We start from the raw sequence: 18,009 nt of genomic DNA, 5'->3' as shown, positions 1-18,009 counted from the left end.
GCCGTGCAGTCGTCTGGCAGTGTTGATGGCCGAATGACCCTGTTTTTGTCGATTAATTCAACAGTTTACGCTGCTCGCGTTAAGGATAATGCCGCTCCCTGCATAAAGGTTGCCGAAATTGTACTAAAGCCATTTTCCCGCGCTGCGCCTCTCTTATTCCTTGCGGATATATCAAATTCCTTTTTGGTCATTTAAAAGCAGAAACACCCTGATTACACTCGTTTGGACATCCATACTGCTAAACAGCTAAAAGCACTGGCAGGATAACCATAAGCAGCAGCGGATACGATAACGATATGATCGTCCTGAAAAATATTTCGAAAGTTTTTACGCCCGGCAAGCTGTCTATTACCGCAGTGGATAACGTTAATCTGACGGTTGAACAGGGACAAATTTACGGGATTATTGGCTACAGCGGCGCCGGAAAGAGTACGTTGATTCGTTTGCTGAACGGTCTGGAAAAACCGACCGTGGGCAGCGTGACCATCAATGGTCATGATATTTCAGCGGCGACAGGAGAGTCCCTGCGCCAGGCGCGGCTGAAAATCAGCATGGTGTTTCAGCACTTCAATTTGCTGTGGTCGCGTACCGTCAGCGAAAACATCGCTTTTTCTATGCAAATCGCGGGCGCGCCAAAAGCAAAAATCAAGGCGCGGGTGGCGGAGCTGATCGACCTGGTGGGATTAACCGGGCGTGAGAATGCTTACCCATCCCAACTGAGCGGCGGGCAAAAGCAGCGTGTGGGGATTGCCCGTGCGCTGGCAAATAACCCGGATGTGCTGCTCTGCGACGAGGCGACTTCCGCGCTGGACCCGCAAACCACCGATCAGATTCTGGATCTGCTGCTCGATATTAATCGCCGCTTCCAGCTCACGATTGTGCTTATTACCCACGAGATGCATGTGGTGCGCAAAATCTGCGATCGCGTTGCGGTGATGGAAAACGGCAGAGTGGTGGAGGAAGGCGATGTGCTGAACGTCTTTACTCATCCGCAACAGCCGATTACCCGGCAGTTTGTCCGCCAGGTAAGTCAGTATGCCGAAGAGGAGGCGTTTAACCCGCAGCTGGCGAGCGAGCTGGGCGGGACGGTGATTAAGCTGACCTTCACCGGGCACAGTACGCATCAGCCGATCGTAGGGGAGCTTACCCTGCGTTACGGCCTGCCTTTCAATATCTTACACGGCAAGATGACGCAAACCGCACATGGCGTGTTTGGCCAACTGTGGCTGCACGTCGTGGCGACGGAAGAACAACTGAATAATATTCTGGCGGATTTGCGGCAGAGCGATATTGAAGGTGAGGTAGTACAACATGGTTGAGAATCTGTTTCCCCATCTGAAATGGGAACAACTTTTTGCGGCAACGCAGGAAACGCTCTATATGACGGCGCTTTCCGGTATCGCGACGTTTGTGCTGGGGATTGTTCTGGGGCTGGCGCTGTTTTTGACTGCGCGCGGCGGGCTGTTTCAGAACCGCACGCTGTATAGCGTCATTTCGCTGGTGGTGAATATTTTTCGCTCGATCCCGTTCATCATTTTGATCGTCTTGCTGATCCCGTTTACCAAAGCGCTGGTCGGCACCATTCTCGGGGCGAACGCTGCGCTGCCGGCGCTGATTGTCGGGGCTGCGCCGTTTTATGCGCGTCTGGTTGAAATCGCACTGCGCGAGGTTGACAGAGGCGTGATTGAAGCCACGCGTTCGATGGGCGCACGTCTCAGCACACTTATTTTTCGGGTTTTACTGCCTGAATCATCACCCGCACTGGTGTCCGGGATCACCGTGACGCTGATTGCGCTGGTCAGTTACAGCGCGATGGCCGGAGTGATTGGGGCAGGCGGTTTAGGGAACCTGGCTTATCTGGAAGGATTCCAGCGCAACCACAACGACGTCACGCTGGTGGCGACGGTGACTATCCTGATCATCGTCTTCATTATCCAGTTCTGCGGCGATGTGATCACCTCTCTGTTAGATAAACGCTAATAAAATACGGAAACCATTATCATGAAAAAATCACTGACATTACTCGCCGCAGCAACCTTAAGCGCCCTGAGCTTCGCCTCCTGGGCGGATACGCTGACCGTTGGCGCCTCTAACGTACCGCATGCGGAAATCCTTGAGCAGGCGAAACCGATTCTGGCGAAACAGGGGATCGATCTGGAGATTAAACCTTTCCAGGATTACATTCTGCCGAATACCGCGCTGGCCGGTCGTGAAATCGACGCCAACTACTTCCAGCATATCCCGTACCTGAATAGCGTGCTGAAAGATCATGCAGGTGATAAAACCTATGATTTCGTCAGCGCCGGGGCGATTCATATTGAGCCGATCGGCATCTACTCTAAAAAATACAAATCGCTGAAAGATCTGCCGGAAGGCGGCAGGATCATTATGCGTGACGCGGTCTCTGAAGAGGGACGTATTCTGTCGATTTTTGAAAAAGAGGGCGTGATCAAATTGAAGCCGGACGTGGATAAGGTCAGCGCGCGCATCAGCGACATCGTGGATAACCCGAAAAAACTGAAGTTCCTGCCGAACGTGGAAGCGGCGCTGTTACCACAGATGCACAACAACGATGAAGGCGATGCGGTGGTGATTAACGCCAACTACGCTATCGACGCAGGTCTGGACCCGGTTAACGATCCGATCGCCGTTGAGAGCGGAGAAAACAATCCGTACGCCAACATCATTACCGTACACCGTGGCGACGAGAAGAAAAAAGACATCGTGGCGCTGGTTGACGTTCTGCACTCAAAAGAGATTCAGGACTGGATCCGCACGAAGTACAAAGGCGCGGTGATTCCGGTCAATAACTAATACCACGTAGTTCCGGATAGCGTGACGCTTATCCGGCCTATAAAAGAGCCTGGCCGAACGGGTGAGCAAGTTACAGAGTGTGAGGTGACGGATATTGGTTAAGTTGAATAGTCACTCTGTTTATTTGTTTGATTTATTTGAGTTTTGTCTTCATCGTTAGAGTGATATATGCTGTTTGTTTGTGCTGGCGATGAGAGACAATAATGGGAAACCTGACAAAAGACGACGAACTGTACCGTGAGATGTGCAGAGTGGTTGGCAAAGTGGTTCTGGAGATGCGCGACCTGGGGCAAGAGCCAAAGCATATCGTGATTGCGGGAGTGTTACGAACCGCCATGGCGAACCAGCGACTCCAGCGCAGCGAACTTGAAAAACAGGCGATGGAAACGGTTATCAAAGCCCTGGCAGGATAATTCTTTCAGGGATGGCGCTCGCTTCGTCATCCCTTATTCCCGGTATTTAAATTCTTCACCTTGTAAATAATCAGATATCGCGTTTATATTAATATCGATATGTATATTAATATATAACGAAGGCGATTGATATTAATAATGGGAACGAGGTCACATTATTAATTATTAATAGGTTGCCGTGTTTTATATCCTCTAAATGATAATAAATATCACTCCGCTTTTATTATTTCACTTCCGGTTTTTAATTGATAACGATCAAAGTTAATAGCACTGAATAACCACATTATTTATGTGCCTAACTCTTTAGGATTAGTCTATTTGTATTTAATGATATGACGTATGCGATCCGGTTAGGGCAAAACATCGGGTGTTGTCAGCACTGTGTTTGCGAAGAGGATGCGAAATAAATGAACCAGGTCGAACGTCCAATATTAGATTTTGGCTTAACGCGGCTCGAATTTCTGCGTATATCAGGAAAGGGTCTGGCAGGATTAACTATCGCTCCCGCGCTGCTGTCACTTTTTGGCTGCAAACAGGAAGACGTTGATAGCGGTACGGTAGGACTGATAAACACGCCCAAAGGGGTCTTAGTGACTCAACGCGCCCGCTGCACAGGCTGCCATCGCTGCGAAATCTCCTGCACCAATTACAACGATGGCGCCGTGGGCTCGTTCTTCTCCCGCATTAAGATTCACCGTAATTACTTCTTTGGCGACAATGGCGTCGGCTCCGGCGGCGGTCTGTACGGCGATTTAAACTACACCGCAGATACCTGTCGCCAGTGTAAGGACCCGCAGTGCATGAAGGTCTGCCCAATCGGCGCAATTACCTGGAAACAGGACGATGGCTGCATCGCGGTTGATCATAAGCGATGTATTGGCTGTAGCGCCTGTACCACTGCCTGCCCCTGGATGATGGCTACCGTAAACAGCGAAACGAAAAAATCGTCAAAATGTGTTTTATGCGGCGAGTGCGCCAGCGCCTGTCCAACAGGGGCGCTGAAAGTTATCGAGTGGAAAGATATTACTGTTTGAATCTTGCAAAGGAAAACATTATGGCTAACGGTTGGACAGGTAATATATTACGGGTCAATCTTACAACAGGCGATATTACCCTCGAAGATTCCAGTAAATATAAAAAATTTGTCGGCGGAATGGGGTTCGGCTACAAAATTATGTATGACGAAGTCCCGCCTGGCACGAAACCTTTCGATGAAGGAAATAAACTGGTATTTGCCACCGGCCCGCTGACCGGATCTGGCGCGCCCTGTAGTTCCCGCGTCAATATCACTTCGCTCTCTACGTTTACTAAAGGTAATTTGGTTGTCGATGCGCATATGGGCGGCTTCTTTGCGGCACAAATGAAATTTGCCGGGTACGACGCGATTATTATTGAGGGTAAATCCGCTTCGCCTGTGTGGATCAATATTAAAGATGACAAGGTCAGCCTCGAAAAAGCAGATTTTCTGTGGGGCAAAGGGACGCGCGCCACGACCGAAGAGATCTGCCGTATGACCAGCCCGGAGACCTGCGTGGCGGCCATTGGTCAGGCGGGTGAAAACCTGGTGCCGCTCTCCTGTATGCTCAACAGCCGTAACCACAGCGGCGGGGCGGGAACCGGCGCGGTGATGGGGTCGAAAAATCTCAAGGCCATTGCCGTTGAGGGCACCAAAGGGGTCAATATTGCCGATCGCAAAGAGATGAAGCGGCTGAATGACTACATGATGACGGAGCTGATTGGCGCCAATAATAATCATGTTGTGCCGAGCACCCCGCAGGCATGGGCGGAATTTTCCTCACCGGCCTCGCGCTGGACGGCGCGTAAAGGCTTGTTCTGGGGGGCCGCAGAGGGCGGGCCTGTTGAAACCGGCGAGATCCCGCCGGGTAATCAAAATACGGTCGGCTTTCGCACCTATAAATCCGTGTTTGACTTAGGTCCGGCGGCTGAAAAATACACCGTGAAAATGAGCGGTTGCCACTCATGCCCGATCCGCTGCATGTCGCAGCTCAATATTCCACGGGTAAAGGATTTTGGCGTACCGAGCACCGGGGGGAATACCTGCGTGGCAAACTTTGTCCATACCACGATCTTCCCGCACGGCCCGAAAGATTTTGACGACAAGGACGATGGCCGCGTTATCGGCAATCTGATCGGCCTGAACCTGTTTGACGACTACGGTATCTGGTGTAACTACGGGCAGTTGCACCGTGACTTCACGTATTGCTACAGCAAAGGCGTGTTCAAGCGCGTGCTTCCGGCTGAGGAATATGCGGAGATCCGCTGGGATCAACTGGAAGCGGGCGATCCCAACTTTATCAAGGATTTCTACTATCGCCTGGCGCATCGCAAAGGAGAGTTGAGCCATCTTGCGGATGGTTCATACGCTATTGCCGAGCGCTGGAATCTGGGTGAGGAATACTGGGCGTACGATAAAAACAAACTGTGGTCGCCGTTTGGCTATCCGGTACACCATGCTAACGAAGCGTCGGCGCAGGTGGGGGCAATTACCAACTGCATGTTTAACCGTGACTGCATGACCCACACCCACATCAACTTTATTGGTTCTGGTTTACCGCTGAAGCTACAGCGAGAGGTCGCGGCGGAACTGTTTGGTTCTGAAGACGCCTACGATGAGACTAAAAATTACACGCCGATCAACGCGGCGAAAATCAAGTATGCCAAATGGACGCTGCTCAAAGTTTGCCTGCATAACGCCGTGACGCTGTGCAACTGGGTCTGGCCGATGACCGTTTCGCCGTTAAAGAGCCGAAATTATCGTGGGGATCTGGACCTGGAAGCGAAATTTTTCCAGGCGGTGACCGGGGATGAAACCACCCAGGCGAGCCTTGATTTAGCCGCAGAACGTATTTTCACGCTCCATCGCGCCTATACCGTCAAACTGATGCAGACCAAAGATATGCGCAATGAACACGATCTCATCTGTTCGTGGGTTTTTGACAAGGATCCCAACATTCCGGTGTTCACTGAAGGGACTGACAAAATGGATCGTGACGATATGCGTGAATCCCTGACGCTCTTTTATACCGAGATGGGCTGGGACCCTGAACTGGGATGCCCGACGCGAGAAACGTTGCATCGCCTCGGTCTTGAGGATGTCGCCGCCGATCTGGCCGCGCAGAATCTGCTGCCAGCGTAAGGAAGGTGAGATGAGTCATTCAGAGGGCGAACACTCCACGCCTGAGGTGGATATTGAAAAGCGGCAGTGGCTGCAAGGCTTACATCAGCATGAAAGGCGAGTGGATGAACCGGCGCCTCCCGCGAGTCCGGCAGAGATCATGGCGGAGTTCATCCGCCAGCATTCTGCTTCAGGCCAGCTGGTGGCTCGCGCGCTTTTCCTGCAACCGCCGTATTCAGTGGAGGAAGAGGCGTTAATGCCGCTGCTGGAGACGCTGCTTCAGAGCGAGACAGGGGCGGATATCGCCTGCGTACAGGGTGCTCAGGATGATTATTACTACTCGACGCAAACCATGACCGCTAACTATGCCGACATGTGTGTGCAGGTGGTGGAGAACGATATTTGCCGGGCTATCGCACAGGCGGTGCGTTTTGATTGCCAGACCTATCCGCGACCCTACAAGGTCGCCATGCTGGAACAACCGCCATACCGCTTTGCGCCGCAGCAAATAGAGACAGCCCTTGCCGCGATCGACACGCACCCGGATTACGCGGATATTCGCCGTGTGGCGTCGTCCAACGACGTGCCGTATCTGTTTAGCGAACGTTTTATGAGCTACGGCAAGGCATATGGCTTATGCGAATGGCTTGAGGTTGAGCAGTTTCAGAATCCCTGATTGTTCAGGGTGATGTCATGGAAAGCGTGGGCGATCGCTGCCACCGGATTAGAGGATAACCAGATGTCCTTCACTCGACGAAAATTTGTGCTTGGTATGGGGACGGTGATTTTTTTCAGCGGGCCCGGCCAAAATTTGTTAGCGAACACGAAGAATAGCAAAGCGGTGCGTTATGCCATGATTCATGACGAATCCCGGTGTAACGGCTGCAATCTCTGCGCCCGGGCGTGTCGCAAGACCAACCACGTTCCGGCTCAGGGCAGTCGTTTATCCATCGCGCATATTCCTGTTTCGGATAATGAAAACGAAACCGTTTATCACTATTTCCGCCAGTCCTGCCAGCACTGTGAAGATGCGCCCTGTATTGATGTTTGCCCGACCGGCGCCTCCTGGCGTGATGAGCGCGGTATTGTGCGGGTAGACGAATCGCGCTGTATCGGCTGTAGCTACTGTATAGGCGCTTGTCCGTATCAGGTGCGTTATCTCAATCCACAAACCAAAGTGGCGGATAAATGCGACTTTTGTGCCGAATCTCGCCTGGCAAAGGGGTTCCCGCCGATTTGCGTGAATGCTTGCCCGGAGCACGCATTGATTTTTGGTCGTGAAGACAGCCCGGAAATTCAGACCTGGCTGAAGGAGAACAAATTCTATCAACACCAACTCGCAGGCGCCGGAAAACCGCATCTGTATCGCCGGTTCGGTCAACATTTGATTAAAAAGGAAAATGTATGAACGCGTCGCAGAATGCTGAACAGTTCCATGCCCAACTGGCGAACTATGTCCCCGTGTTTTCTCCCGAATACTGGCCTGTCTGGTTAGTCATCGCCGGACTGATGCTGGCAGCGATGTGGCTGGTGTTGGGGCTGCATGCCATGCTGCGGTTTCGCGCCGCCAACAAAGCCGCGGCCGGTCACGGTGAAAAGGTTTACCTGTACTCAAAAGCGGTGAGATTGTGGCACTGGTCGAACGCGCTACTGTTTGTGCTCCTGCTCGGCAGCGGGCTGATCAATCATTTCTCGCTGGTTGGCGCGTCGGTGATGAAGAGCCTGCTGACGGTGCATGAGATCTGTGGTTTTCTGCTGCTGGCGTGTTGGCTGGGTTTTGTTTTGATCAACATGCTGGGCGGCAACGGACACCATTATATTATTCGCCGCGAGGGCTGGATTGGCCGAGCGATGAAGCAGACCCGCTTCTATCTGTTCGGCATTATGCAGGGTGAGGAACATCCGTTTCCCGCCACCACACAGTCTAAATTCAACCCGTTACAGCAGGTCGCTTATCTCGGGGTGATGTACGGCCTGGTGCCGCTGTTGCTGATAACCGGACTACTGTCGCTTTATCCGCAGGCGGCGGGCGATCTGTTCCCCGGCGTGCGTTACTGGCTGTTGCAGGCGCATTTCGCGCTGGCGATCGTTAGCCTCTTTTTTATCTTCGGTCATCTTTACCTTTGCACGACAGGTCGTACGCCCGGTGAGACCTTCCGCTGCATGGTTGATGGCTATCATCGGCACTAACGGATGATCATTACGCGAGAGGATTTACGTACCTGGCGAGTCGGGCCCGTCATGTATCGTTGGTTTGTCCGTCGCTTTCCGAATGGCGGCAGCTACGCCGACGTGCATCGGGCGCTGAGCAGTGAAGGCTATCTCGACTGGGCAAATAGCCTGGTGGAATATGCCTGGTCGCGCTGGCTGGATGAGGAGAGCTTTGCGCGTCAGGATATCAGCGCGATGGACAGCCTGGTGAGTGCGCAATCGCACCACGGTAATAGCGAACACATTGCCTGCGCGGACGATAACGTTCATCTGGGATGTGCGGGCGATAACGTCAAAATTGCCAGCGTGGGGTACGCTTCGCAGATTGCCAGCGCGGGGTACTGCGCGCGCATTGGCAGCGCAGGCTACAACACGCATATAGGTTGTTCCGGCGATCGCGCGCGGGTGGCGGTGGCAGGGAACTCAACCCGCGTAAGCTGCGCCGGTGACGGGAGTCGTATTGCCAGTGCGGGAATGCGGGTGCGCATCAGCACGCTGGGTGACAGGAGCAATATTGCCAGCAATGGCGATCTGGCACAGGTTGTCAGCTTTGGCGCCAATGCCAGAATTGCCAACAGCGGAGAGAATGTTCATCTCGTTACCAGCGGTGACAATGCGGTCATCGCCAGCACCGGGCACGTTGACTCCCTGATACTGGGGCCCGGCGGCTGTGCCGCGCTGGCGTATCACGATGGCGAACGTACCCGTTTCGCCGTTGCCATTGAAGGCGAGAACAACATACGCGCCGGGGTAAAATATCGCCTCAACGAACAACATCAGTTTGTTGAGTGTTGAGCCGTTTATCGGATGGCAAATCGTCGACGGGTGAATCTCTCCAGGCCAAAACAGAGCAGGTAATAGACCAGTCCGGTAAAGATAAAAATGGCCGCCGGGTAAATCTGTACCCGGTTATTCACCTGACCGGCGACGGTAGTCAGTTCAGGAACATTAACAATAAACGCCAGCGACGTGTCTTTCAGCAGGCCGATAAAAATGCCGGTCAATGACGGCATTACATTGCGTAGCACCTGGGGAAGCAGAATGAGCCATAATGCCTGAAACGGGCGAAATCCCTGCACTACCGAGGCGTCGTACTGCCCGGCAGGAAGCGCGTTTATGCCAGCATAAACGGAGTGCATCACCGATGCCGCAGTAAACCAGGCCAGCGCCAGCGTGACGGTAACGGCGCCGGGAAGATCGCTTCCGGTAAGCATTGGCAGCAAATACCACATCCAGAAGATCACGAAGATCAGCGGAATGCCGCGAATAAATTCCGCCCAGAGAAACAGCCCATTACGGATAACGCCCGGAAATCGCCAGGCAAGACAGGCGAGAACCACCCCGCCGGGAAGCGCCAGCACGCCAGCACCCAGCGCCATCAACAATGTGAGAAGCACGCCGCCGGGTTGACCATCAGCAGCGCGTCCCCACAGCAGGTAATCCAGATTGTCGGTAATGACCGAAATATTAGCGATCATGGTGTGGACTCCTGAGGCTGAAAATACGCGTTTTGGGTTTCACTCTTTTGGCCGGGGCGGGGTTTAGCCGCGCCAGTAGCAGACCCAATACAATGCCGGTCAGCAAATAGAGCGCGGTGCCGACGGCAAAGGCTTCCAGAGCATGGGCGTTATAGCTTTCAATTTGTCGCACCTGATAGGTCAGTTCGGCAAAGCCGATACCGCTGGCAAGCGATGAGAGTTTCATCAGGTTAAGGTATTGCCCCACGATGGGTTGCCAGGCGTTTGCCAGCCCTTGGGGGAGCAGAATATGGCGGAGGGTCGTCCACGCGGAAAAACCTTGCGATACCGCGGCCTCTCGCTGCCCGGCGGATACCGCCTGCAACCCCGAGGCGATCTCCTCAACCAGGAAGGCCGATGTGAATACCCCCAGCCCCCATGCGGAGCAGAGGAATTCTGGCGTCAGCCACCAGACATCGCCAGGCAGGATCGACCAAAAATGGTCGGTATTAACGAAATCAATCACGCCACGGGGCAGAAAATTCCACGCTGCGAAGTACCAGAACATCAACTGCACGAGCAGAGGCGTATTGCGAAACAGCGAGACCCAGGCGGCGACCAGATGGCGACCGAATGCGTTGCCGGAGAGACGTAGCGCGAGCAGGATAATCGCCAGCAGTGTCGATAGCAAAACGCCTGCCAGCGTGACCCAGAGCGTGGTCAAAAAACCCGAGATGACCCATTGCAGAGGTTGCCCGCTCAGCACCCCCTGCCAGTCCAGAGTAAGCATTATAACGATGACTCCTGGTGTAACGGATCGAGCACTTTCTTCAGGAAGCGCTGGGTTCTGGGGTGCTGCGGACGGGTAAAAAATACTTCCGGCGAGGCGACTTCCAGAATATCGCCGCCATCGATAAACACGACACGGTCGGCAATTTCGCGCGCGAAGTGCATCTCGTGCGTAACGACGATCATGGTGATCCCGCTGTGGGCAAGGTTCTTCATGACCTGTAAGACTTCGCCGATCATTTCCGGGTCCAGCGCGGATGTTGGTTCATCAAAAAGGATAATTTGCGGAGAGGAGGCCAGCGCGCGGGCAATGGCGACGCGCTGCTGCTGTCCACCAGAGAGCTGGGCGGCAAATGCGTCGGCTTTTTCAGCCAGACCCACCTGGTCCAGCAACTCGCGGGCTCGCTGCCGGGCGGCCTCTTTATTCCAGCCATGCACATATTCCAGCGCCAGCGTAATGTTCTGCTGCGCCGTCAGATGGGCGTAAAGGTTGAATTGCTGGAATACGAATCCGATGCGGCTGCGTAACTGGCGCAGCGCTGCGCCCTTGAGCTGACCAATGGGCTTATCATCGATAAAAATATCGCCGCCGCTTAATGACTCAAGCTGGTTGATGAGTCGAATAAGCGTGGATTTTCCCGAACCGGATGGCCCAAGGATGGTAACGACTTCTCCGGGTTCCACCGTCAGATTGACACCGTTTAATACCCGGTGCCCGTCGTACTGTTTGATCACATCGCGCAGTTCAACGCGCGCCTGACGCAAATGCGTAAAATCCGCAGCCGAAGCTGCGGAGCGGGTAAACAAACCTGAGAGCATATTACTTCGCTTCTATTTTAAAGGCGCGCGGCTGTGGATTTTTGGTTTCGGGGCCGAACCAGACGTCATAGATTTTAGCCGCCTGTCCGGTGGCCTCGAGCTTCAGCAGTTCATCGTTCACCGCCTTTAACAGCGCGGGTTCGCCTTTTTTCACCCCGACGCCGATTTCCTCTTTGCTCAGCAGGTCGGGTAGGATTTTAAAGTTGGCTTTGTCCGGCGCCCCGCTTAACAGGCCCGCCAGAATGGTGCTGTCCTGGGTGATCGCCTGAACGTTGCCATTACGCAGCGCGGTCAGCGCCAGCGGGATATCATCATAGGCCAGCACGCGGGATTGCGGGAAACGCTGGTGCAGCGCCTGTTCCCCCGTTGTTCCTTTCACCGCGCCAATTCGCGCGCGGCTGTACTCATCCAGCTTGTCGGGGGAGGTCGCCGGAACCAGGAATTGTTGCCCGGTGACAAAATAGGGAACGGAAAAGTCGATAACCTGGGCGCGCTCCGGGGTGATGGTAATATCCGCGACGATCAGATCGGCCTTACCCGATTGCAGTAACGGGATACGGTTGGCTGGGTTGGTGGCGACCAGTTCCAGTTTGACTCCCAACGATTTGGCCAGCGCTTCGGCAAAATCAACGTCGTAGCCAACGATTTTATGCGTTTGCGGATCGACGGAGCCAAACGGCGGGTTCGCATCGAACGTGGCCACTTTCACTACGCCGGCAGCTTTAATATCCGCCAGTTGATCGGCCTGGGCGGGTAATGCGGCAATACCGGATGCGAATAGCGCACTTAATGCCAGTAATGTTTTTTTAGTGCTGTGAATTGTCGTTGCCATCATCTTCTTTGATATCCCTGTAGAGACGCTAAATAATTCATGTCGCGGTCAAAAAGGCCGCTACATTCGCGACATGATTGGGTTTGTCTTTTTACGCTCCCACAACTCGCCGTCGTCACCAAATAAGAAAAGATTCTTATCTATATACAAAAAGATATTAGTAAAACAGATGTTAATAGTCGGTGAATTAAAATGGGATGGTCTAATGCAATAAATGCACAAGGATGGCAGGATTTCGTATTTCATTTTTTCACGCGAATGCGCTGCAATAAAACGCATCCAGCATACAGACAGAGGGGCGGAGAAGATGAATGGGTTTAAACGTCTTTGGCATACTGTGGTGAAGGCACGTCCACAGACCCGACAGTACGATGCGGAGCCTCATCTTCAGCGTATTGTTGAGTCTGTTCTTCCTGTCGCCAGCCTGTATGGCGTGGATATCGCCAACATTGATCCGGAGTGGTTCCGTGATAAAACAGAACGCTGAACATCGACAAACGCGCGAGGCATACTGGAACGAAATCTGCGCGCTTTCTGCGGCTTAATCCTGAATAAAAAAACCGGCATCACGCCGGTTCTGTCGTTATATTTTGCAGGCATCGCCGCAGTCATCATCCGCAATAACCGCCTGGGCTTTTTTATCTGCGTCTTCCACACGTTCAGCGTTACGCTCTTGCGCTTCCTCCAGTCCGTCAAAGACCAGATTGTCGAGATCAATATCCATCAATCACCTGTTTAGTTCAGTGTTTGCCAGCTTTCCAGTATAGGGCAAAATCTGTGATTGATGCACCTTGCGCTATTGGCGATCGGTGCGGTTGCCAGCAGGGAAAGTGGAAATCCCGCCATCCCTGCCAATAGGTTACTGCTCGGTGAGTTCCATATCCGCGATAAAGGGGAGATGATCGCTTGCCGACGACCAGGTGAAAGCAGGGGAGTTATGCGGAATGTCTATTTTCTTCACATCCCATTTTTGCCCCTTGAAAGTGAAGATGTGGTCAATATCAATCGCCGGGTTAACCGCAGGCCATGTACGATAATCCGTCCCCTGTTTCTCAACCGGATTAAAGAAATAGCCAATTTCTTTTAACGGCTGTTCGTCACGGGTAGAGTTGAAATCGCCAGCCAGAATTTTTATTGAAGAGGCGATATCTTTAAAATCGGATGACGCATCGCCAATACTGACATCCAGCAGATGGCGGACTTGCTCAATTCGCATGGTGGGATCTTTTTGCCAGTCAAGGTGGGTAACCATGACCAGTACCGGCGTATCGAAACCTGGAACCTCAATTTGCGCCAGTAATGCTACCCGTTGTTCTGCATCGCCTGAGGGTAAATTGATAACCTGAGTATGCTGAATTTTGTATTTCGATAAAATGCCGAGCCCGTATTCACCACCGTCAAAATCCAGCGCCTTACCAAAGGCATAGTGGTAGTTATTTGCATCGGCGATCGTTTTCAATTGATCAATCTTTTGGCTTCTTGCGGTTTTATTATCAACCTCTGGAACCGCAATGATATCGGCTGCAATTTTTTTGATAGCGGCGTTAAGCGACGTAAAATCAGCTACATTTTCGGACGCTTCATTTTTGCCGATGTTATAGGTCGCAATTCTTAAATGAGGCTTGTTGTTTTCATAAATCTTATCCGGGACACCGCCTTTCTGAACGGCGAGAATTTCATTACCGGCAAGTTTTTCACTGGCTATAGCGTGTGTGGAAAGGCAGCTTAGCGCGAGGAATGTCAGTGTAAAGATGTTTTTCATAACGAATAGAGGCCTTGTTTATTTGCTGTTGTCGCCACTATAACGCGCATAAAAATAGGTTACTGTGAGACTTTGCACAAACTTATATTGTTTTGCGAAATAAGTGATTAAAGTACATTCACCAGAATTTTAAATGTGAATGAAGGCCGTAACGGTTTACTTGACCCGCAGAGCCTTTCGGGTAACTGTATGTAATGTTGTAAAAATCTGAATTTCACCTGTAAAAAAAGGAATAGCGAAGAGATGTATGGCCGTGAGTATCGAAACGGGTGTCGTCGCATGGCGCCGTTTTTAGCAATCTCTTGCATTACTCTGCTGTATGGCGCGAAAGGGTATGCCAGGCCGGATATGGAGCCGCTGGGACCGAATATCGCCGATCGGGGTTCCGCGTTTTACCATTTCAGGGTTGAAAATTTCGACTCCGCCGACGGAAAAAGGCATTACAAGGTCTGGACTGGCATTCCTGATAAAACGCCGCCAGCGTCGGGTTATCCGGTTCTGTATATGCTGGATGGCAACGCGGTGATGGACCGCCTGACGGAGGACTTGCTGAAACAACTGGCGGAAAAAACGCCCCCCGTTATTGTCGCCATCGGCTACCAGACCCACTTACCCTTTGATCTGAACGGCAGAGCCTATGATTATACGCCCGCGCTGGAAGTGAAAAGCGGGGCGGAGGGACGCTACCGTCGACCGGGTGGCGGCAGTGGGGACTTCCGTCGACTGCTGGAGACGCGTATCGCGCCGCAAACGGAACAAGGACTCAACATCGATCCTGAACGACGCGGCGTATGGGGACACTCCTACGGCGGCTTATTCGTCCTTGATTCGTGGCTGTCGTCGTCATTTTTTCGGTTTTACTACAGCGCCAGCCCATCGCTGGGAAGAGACAATTCCTCGTTGTTAACCCGGTTAACCACAATGGATGCCGCGAAAAATTGCCATAAGCGTTTATTTTTCATGGAAGGTTCCGCTTCACCGGGGAAAAACGCGCAGACTCCGGTTTCCGATATCCTGAATAAAACCCGCGACGCCGTTTCCGCCCTGCAAAAAGACGGGCTTGCGGTTGCCTGGTGGAATTACCCGGGGTTGACGCACGGGCCGATGTTCACCGCCTCTTTTCAGAGTGCATTACTGAATATGAGCGCGGAGGAGACTCCCGGGGCAGCGCGCTGCGATTAACCGGGCAGTGAGTGAAGAGGGCGGCGGGAAGCCGCCCTTAGCCATTACGCTATGATGCGAGTCTGGTGGTCGTCAGAAGTGTAGCCCCACCTGCATGTAGTAGGTGCGGCCAGGTTCGTTATAGGTGTTCGCACCGGCTCCCCACAGATACGCTCCCGTGGTGGCGTTACCGGTGGTCTGGGCATTCCCTTCACGGAAGTGGCGCTTGTCGAACAGGTTATCGATCCCTGCGGTCACATCCACATATTTCGTCACCGCGTAAGTCGCACTCATGCCCACCAGCGCATAAGGCGATACCTGTCGGGTTTCGCTGCCCGAAGTGGGGTTCCCTTGATAAGTGTATTTTTTCGGTTTCTGGCGGCCATACCACGTCAGCGTACCCTGCACCGACAGATCGTTAGCGGCCTGCCACTCCAGCGTTGAGTTGATGGTGTATTTGGGAATAACCGACAGGTAATCTCCACTCTTCTTATTCTTGTTCTCGATGATATAGGTGAAGTTATTTTTCATCTTCAGCGTATCGGCGAGCGGGAAATTGAACGTCCCTTCCAGCCCCTGAACGACGGCTTTTGGCACGTTTTCCCATTGATAAATATTTGCGGAGGTGGCTTTGCCCGCAACCGAGTCACCGGCTGCAATCTTGTCATGGTAGTCGTTGCGATACCAGGTCAGCCCGGCCTGCACTTCATCATGATTATATTCAATCCCTACCTCTTTATTGACGCTGGTTTCTGCTTTTAGATCGCGGTTGCCTTGCAGATAGCAGGCGCCGCCGCCGTAGCATCCCTGGCCTTTACTGAACAACAGGTAATTGGGGTTGGTCTGATACAGATTTGGTGCTTTCCATGCGCGGGCAATACCCAGTTTTAACGTGAAGTCACCGCCCAGTTCCTGGGAGAGGTTCAGTGACGGACTCCAGTTACTGCCGCTAATACTCTGGTGGTTGAAGCGAATGGCAGGGGTCAGACGGGTGCTGTCCGTCAGTTCAAGGTTATCTTCCGCAAAGATGCCGTAAATATCCGCTGAGCTGTATTTGCTGCGCCCGGTATCGGCAATCCCCGGAACCGAGCCTCCGCCGGTGGTGGATTCGGTATTCGACGACGGATCTTTCATCGCCTGGTGGTTAAATTCCGCGCCAAAGGTCAGCGTCTGGCTAACCCACAGGTCAAGCGGGATATTCACTTCCGAGTGCAGGTTGGTGTCATACAACGAAATGGTCGAGAACCCTTCATTTGACGGGCTGAAAATCCCCGAGATGCCGCCAGAGAGGCCTTCATTGAGGCGGGTATTACGCGTTTTTTCAAACTGCACATAGTTATTGGTGGTGACGCCGCTGTCCCAGGCGCCGGTATATTTCAGGCTGAGCGTCTGGCGGTAGAGAACGTTTGTTTCTTTGCCATAATATTTTTTTACCAGCGCGTTGCTGTTGGTGTTTTGCGTATCACCGGCATACAGGTTGCCGTGGCGACTGTAGCCGGCCCCCAGTTCCAGCGCCTGCATCGGCATAAATTCCCAGCGCAGAGCTGAATTGATGTCTTTATTGATAAAACCTTCACGGCCAGCGGGGTAGCTACCGGCATAAGAACCGATACGCGGGGTCGTGTGGTTTTCGTTGATATCCTGGGCATCAGCCTGCGTTTTATTCCAGTTACCGTAGACTCGCAGGGTCAGATTATCCGCCAGCGCGCCGCTTAAACTGCCGTTATAGCGTTTGGTGCTGCCTTCGGATTTGTGCTGTGGAAAGTTGTAATAGGTATTTAAACTGCCGTGCCATTCGTCCGTCGCCGGTTTGGTGATGATATTGACGACCCCGCCCATTGCGCCACTGCCGTACATCGCGGCGGCCGGGCCACGGATGACCTCAATGCGCTCGATCATTTCTGGCGGCACCCAGTTGGTGTCGCCACGGGTATCGCGCTCATCGCTCCAGCCATAGCGCACCGAGTTGCGGCTGGAGACAGGCATACCGTCAATCAGAATCAGAGTGTTCTCCGGCCCCATGCCGCGGATATCAATCTGGCGGTTATTCCCGCGTTGTCCGCTGTTAGAGTTCCCGGTGAGATTGACGCCCGGCATGGTGCGAATGATCTCAGCGACGTCGCGCTGTATTGGCCGTTTTTTAATGGCCTCGCTGTCAATGATAGAGACGCCGGGGGCCTGGAGCGTCTGTTCTTTGGCCGTCACGACCATGGTTTCGCCGCTGTTTATTTCTTTGTCGCGGGCAGCCTGTTTCTCCGGTGGGTTACTGGCGTTTGTTTGTTCTGCTTTCTGGTTTGCCGCTGTTTTGATGTCGTCAGCCTGTACCGCAGGAATCGCCAGACTCCCTGCAATAAGCGAACTCAAAAGCGATAATTTATATGCCTTTTTTATCATGATATTAATCACTTGCCATTGTTAAAAGAGAAATTGCGTGAAATAACTTATTAGCAATATTTCTCATTTGCAACACAATAATGATTATCATTTACATTTTTAGTCGTGCGAGCGCGCTGCCGTTAGCGGCAATTTCAGGTTATTAAATAGAATAAAATCAGTAAGATAATTAATATCAGGGCAGCAGGCGTGAAGGGACAGTTGCGGTTGTTGGTCTGTAC

At 52.7% G+C, this 18,009-nt stretch carries 19 protein-coding genes; 12 read left to right on the top strand and 7 right to left on the bottom strand.

All coding sequences use genetic code 11. The features are described 5' to 3' along the window. The first annotated feature begins 296 nt into the window (after positions 1–296). From FD428_RS11895 to ydhT, 10 genes are all read left to right on the top strand, one after another. Positions 297–1,319 carry a methionine ABC transporter ATP-binding protein gene (locus FD428_RS11895; RefSeq protein ID WP_047457318.1) on the top strand — a complete coding sequence of 341 codons (1,023 nt, stop codon included), beginning with the start codon at positions 297–299 and terminating at the stop codon, positions 1,317–1,319. Beyond that, a complete protein-coding gene (locus FD428_RS11890; RefSeq protein ID WP_012132573.1) occupies positions 1,312–1,980 on the top strand; it encodes a methionine ABC transporter permease in 669 nt (222 codons plus the stop codon). Before FD428_RS11895 ends, FD428_RS11890 begins: the two co-directional genes overlap by 8 nt. 21 nt (positions 1,981–2,001) lie before the next feature. After that, positions 2,002–2,814, top strand: a complete 813-nt coding sequence (locus FD428_RS11885; protein WP_114848534.1) for a MetQ/NlpA family ABC transporter substrate-binding protein — start codon at positions 2,002–2,004, stop codon at positions 2,812–2,814. Between the two features lie 203 nt (positions 2,815–3,017). Further along, positions 3,018–3,227 carry a fumarate hydratase FumD gene (fumD, locus tag FD428_RS11880; protein WP_012132570.1) on the top strand — a complete coding sequence of 70 codons (210 nt, stop codon included), beginning with the start codon at positions 3,018–3,020 and terminating at the stop codon, positions 3,225–3,227. A 407-nt stretch (positions 3,228–3,634) separates the two neighbouring features. Further along, on the top strand, positions 3,635–4,261 hold the full coding sequence (locus FD428_RS11875) for a ferredoxin-like protein (protein ID WP_012132569.1): 627 nt from the start codon (positions 3,635–3,637) through the stop codon (positions 4,259–4,261). A 20-nt stretch (positions 4,262–4,281) separates the two neighbouring features. Further along, positions 4,282–6,384 carry an aldehyde ferredoxin oxidoreductase gene (locus tag FD428_RS11870; protein ID WP_047457312.1) on the top strand — a complete coding sequence of 701 codons (2,103 nt, stop codon included), beginning with the start codon at positions 4,282–4,284 and terminating at the stop codon, positions 6,382–6,384. A gap of 10 nt (positions 6,385–6,394) precedes the next feature. Next, positions 6,395–7,039 carry a YdhW family putative oxidoreductase system protein gene (locus FD428_RS11865; RefSeq protein WP_104868717.1) on the top strand — a complete coding sequence of 215 codons (645 nt, stop codon included), beginning with the start codon at positions 6,395–6,397 and terminating at the stop codon, positions 7,037–7,039. A gap of 63 nt (positions 7,040–7,102) precedes the next feature. After that, positions 7,103–7,771 carry a 4Fe-4S dicluster domain-containing protein gene (locus tag FD428_RS11860; protein ID WP_070518460.1) on the top strand — a complete coding sequence of 223 codons (669 nt, stop codon included), beginning with the start codon at positions 7,103–7,105 and terminating at the stop codon, positions 7,769–7,771. Next, the gene (gene phsC, locus FD428_RS11855; RefSeq protein ID WP_071258170.1) at positions 7,768–8,553 is read left to right on the top strand and encodes a thiosulfate reductase cytochrome B subunit; all 786 of its coding nucleotides are present in this window, start codon (positions 7,768–7,770) and stop codon (positions 8,551–8,553) included. The genes FD428_RS11860 and phsC overlap by 4 nt, the downstream gene beginning before the upstream one ends. Positions 8,554–8,556: 3 nt before the next feature. Further along, positions 8,557–9,369, top strand: a complete 813-nt coding sequence (gene ydhT, locus FD428_RS11850; protein ID WP_114848533.1) for a protein YdhT — start codon at positions 8,557–8,559, stop codon at positions 9,367–9,369. 5 nt (positions 9,370–9,374) lie between these two features. On the opposite strand, the gene FD428_RS11845 is transcribed toward ydhT, so the two are convergent. Genes FD428_RS11845 through FD428_RS11830 form a run of 4 tightly spaced genes read right to left on the bottom strand, consistent with a single transcriptional unit; the run spans position 9,375 to position 12,474 of the window. Continuing rightward, positions 9,375–10,052, bottom strand: coding sequence for an amino acid ABC transporter permease (locus FD428_RS11845; protein ID WP_012132563.1), 678 nt, complete (start codon positions 10,050–10,052; stop codon positions 9,375–9,377). Then, positions 10,042–10,821, bottom strand: coding sequence for an amino acid ABC transporter permease (locus tag FD428_RS11840; RefSeq protein WP_114848532.1), 780 nt, complete (start codon positions 10,819–10,821; stop codon positions 10,042–10,044). Before FD428_RS11840 ends, FD428_RS11845 begins: the two co-directional genes overlap by 11 nt. Then, positions 10,821–11,639: an amino acid ABC transporter ATP-binding protein gene (locus FD428_RS11835; RefSeq protein WP_112002403.1), complete on the bottom strand. Its 819-nt coding sequence runs from the start codon at positions 11,637–11,639 to the stop codon at positions 10,821–10,823. Before FD428_RS11835 ends, FD428_RS11840 begins: the two co-directional genes overlap by 1 nt. Before the next feature lies 1 nt (position 11,640). Further along, on the bottom strand, positions 11,641–12,474 hold the full coding sequence (locus FD428_RS11830) for an ABC transporter substrate-binding protein (protein ID WP_104868715.1): 834 nt from the start codon (positions 12,472–12,474) through the stop codon (positions 11,641–11,643). Between the two features lie 304 nt (positions 12,475–12,778). On the opposite strand from FD428_RS11830, the gene FD428_RS11825 reads away from it, so the two are divergent. Beyond that, positions 12,779–12,958 carry a hypothetical protein gene (locus FD428_RS11825; RefSeq protein WP_024130375.1) on the top strand — a complete coding sequence of 60 codons (180 nt, stop codon included), beginning with the start codon at positions 12,779–12,781 and terminating at the stop codon, positions 12,956–12,958. Positions 12,959–13,054: 96 nt separating this feature from the next. Here the strand turns inward: FD428_RS11825 and FD428_RS11820 are convergent, their stop codons facing one another. Together FD428_RS11820 and FD428_RS11815 are read right to left on the bottom strand one after the other, a co-directional pair. Then, complete coding sequence (locus FD428_RS11820) at positions 13,055–13,195, bottom strand: hypothetical protein (RefSeq protein ID WP_096753850.1); 141 nt, start codon at positions 13,193–13,195, stop codon at positions 13,055–13,057. Between the two features lie 135 nt (positions 13,196–13,330). Then, a complete protein-coding gene (locus tag FD428_RS11815) occupies positions 13,331–14,233 on the bottom strand; it encodes an endonuclease/exonuclease/phosphatase family protein (protein ID WP_110494299.1) in 903 nt (300 codons plus the stop codon). 243 nt (positions 14,234–14,476) lie between these two features. Here FD428_RS11815 and FD428_RS11810 point away from each other — a divergent pair, with 243 nt between their 5' ends. Next, positions 14,477–15,415 (top strand): alpha/beta hydrolase, encoded by a 939-nt coding sequence (locus FD428_RS11810; protein WP_114848531.1) that lies wholly within the window; start codon positions 14,477–14,479, stop codon positions 15,413–15,415. A gap of 72 nt (positions 15,416–15,487) precedes the next feature. Here FD428_RS11810 and FD428_RS11805 read toward each other — a convergent pair whose 3' ends face one another. Beyond that, on the bottom strand, positions 15,488–17,788 hold the full coding sequence (locus FD428_RS11805; RefSeq protein ID WP_049010736.1) for a TonB-dependent siderophore receptor: 2,301 nt from the start codon (positions 17,786–17,788) through the stop codon (positions 15,488–15,490). Between the last annotated feature and the right edge of the window lie 221 nt (positions 17,789–18,009).

Source organism: Citrobacter sp. TBCP-5362, from assembly GCF_005406305.1.
Lineage (GTDB): Bacteria > Pseudomonadota > Gammaproteobacteria > Enterobacterales > Enterobacteriaceae > Citrobacter_B > Citrobacter_B koseri.
The sequence above is the reverse complement of the archived record's forward strand: the minus strand, read 5'-3'. Positions and strand labels throughout refer to the sequence as shown.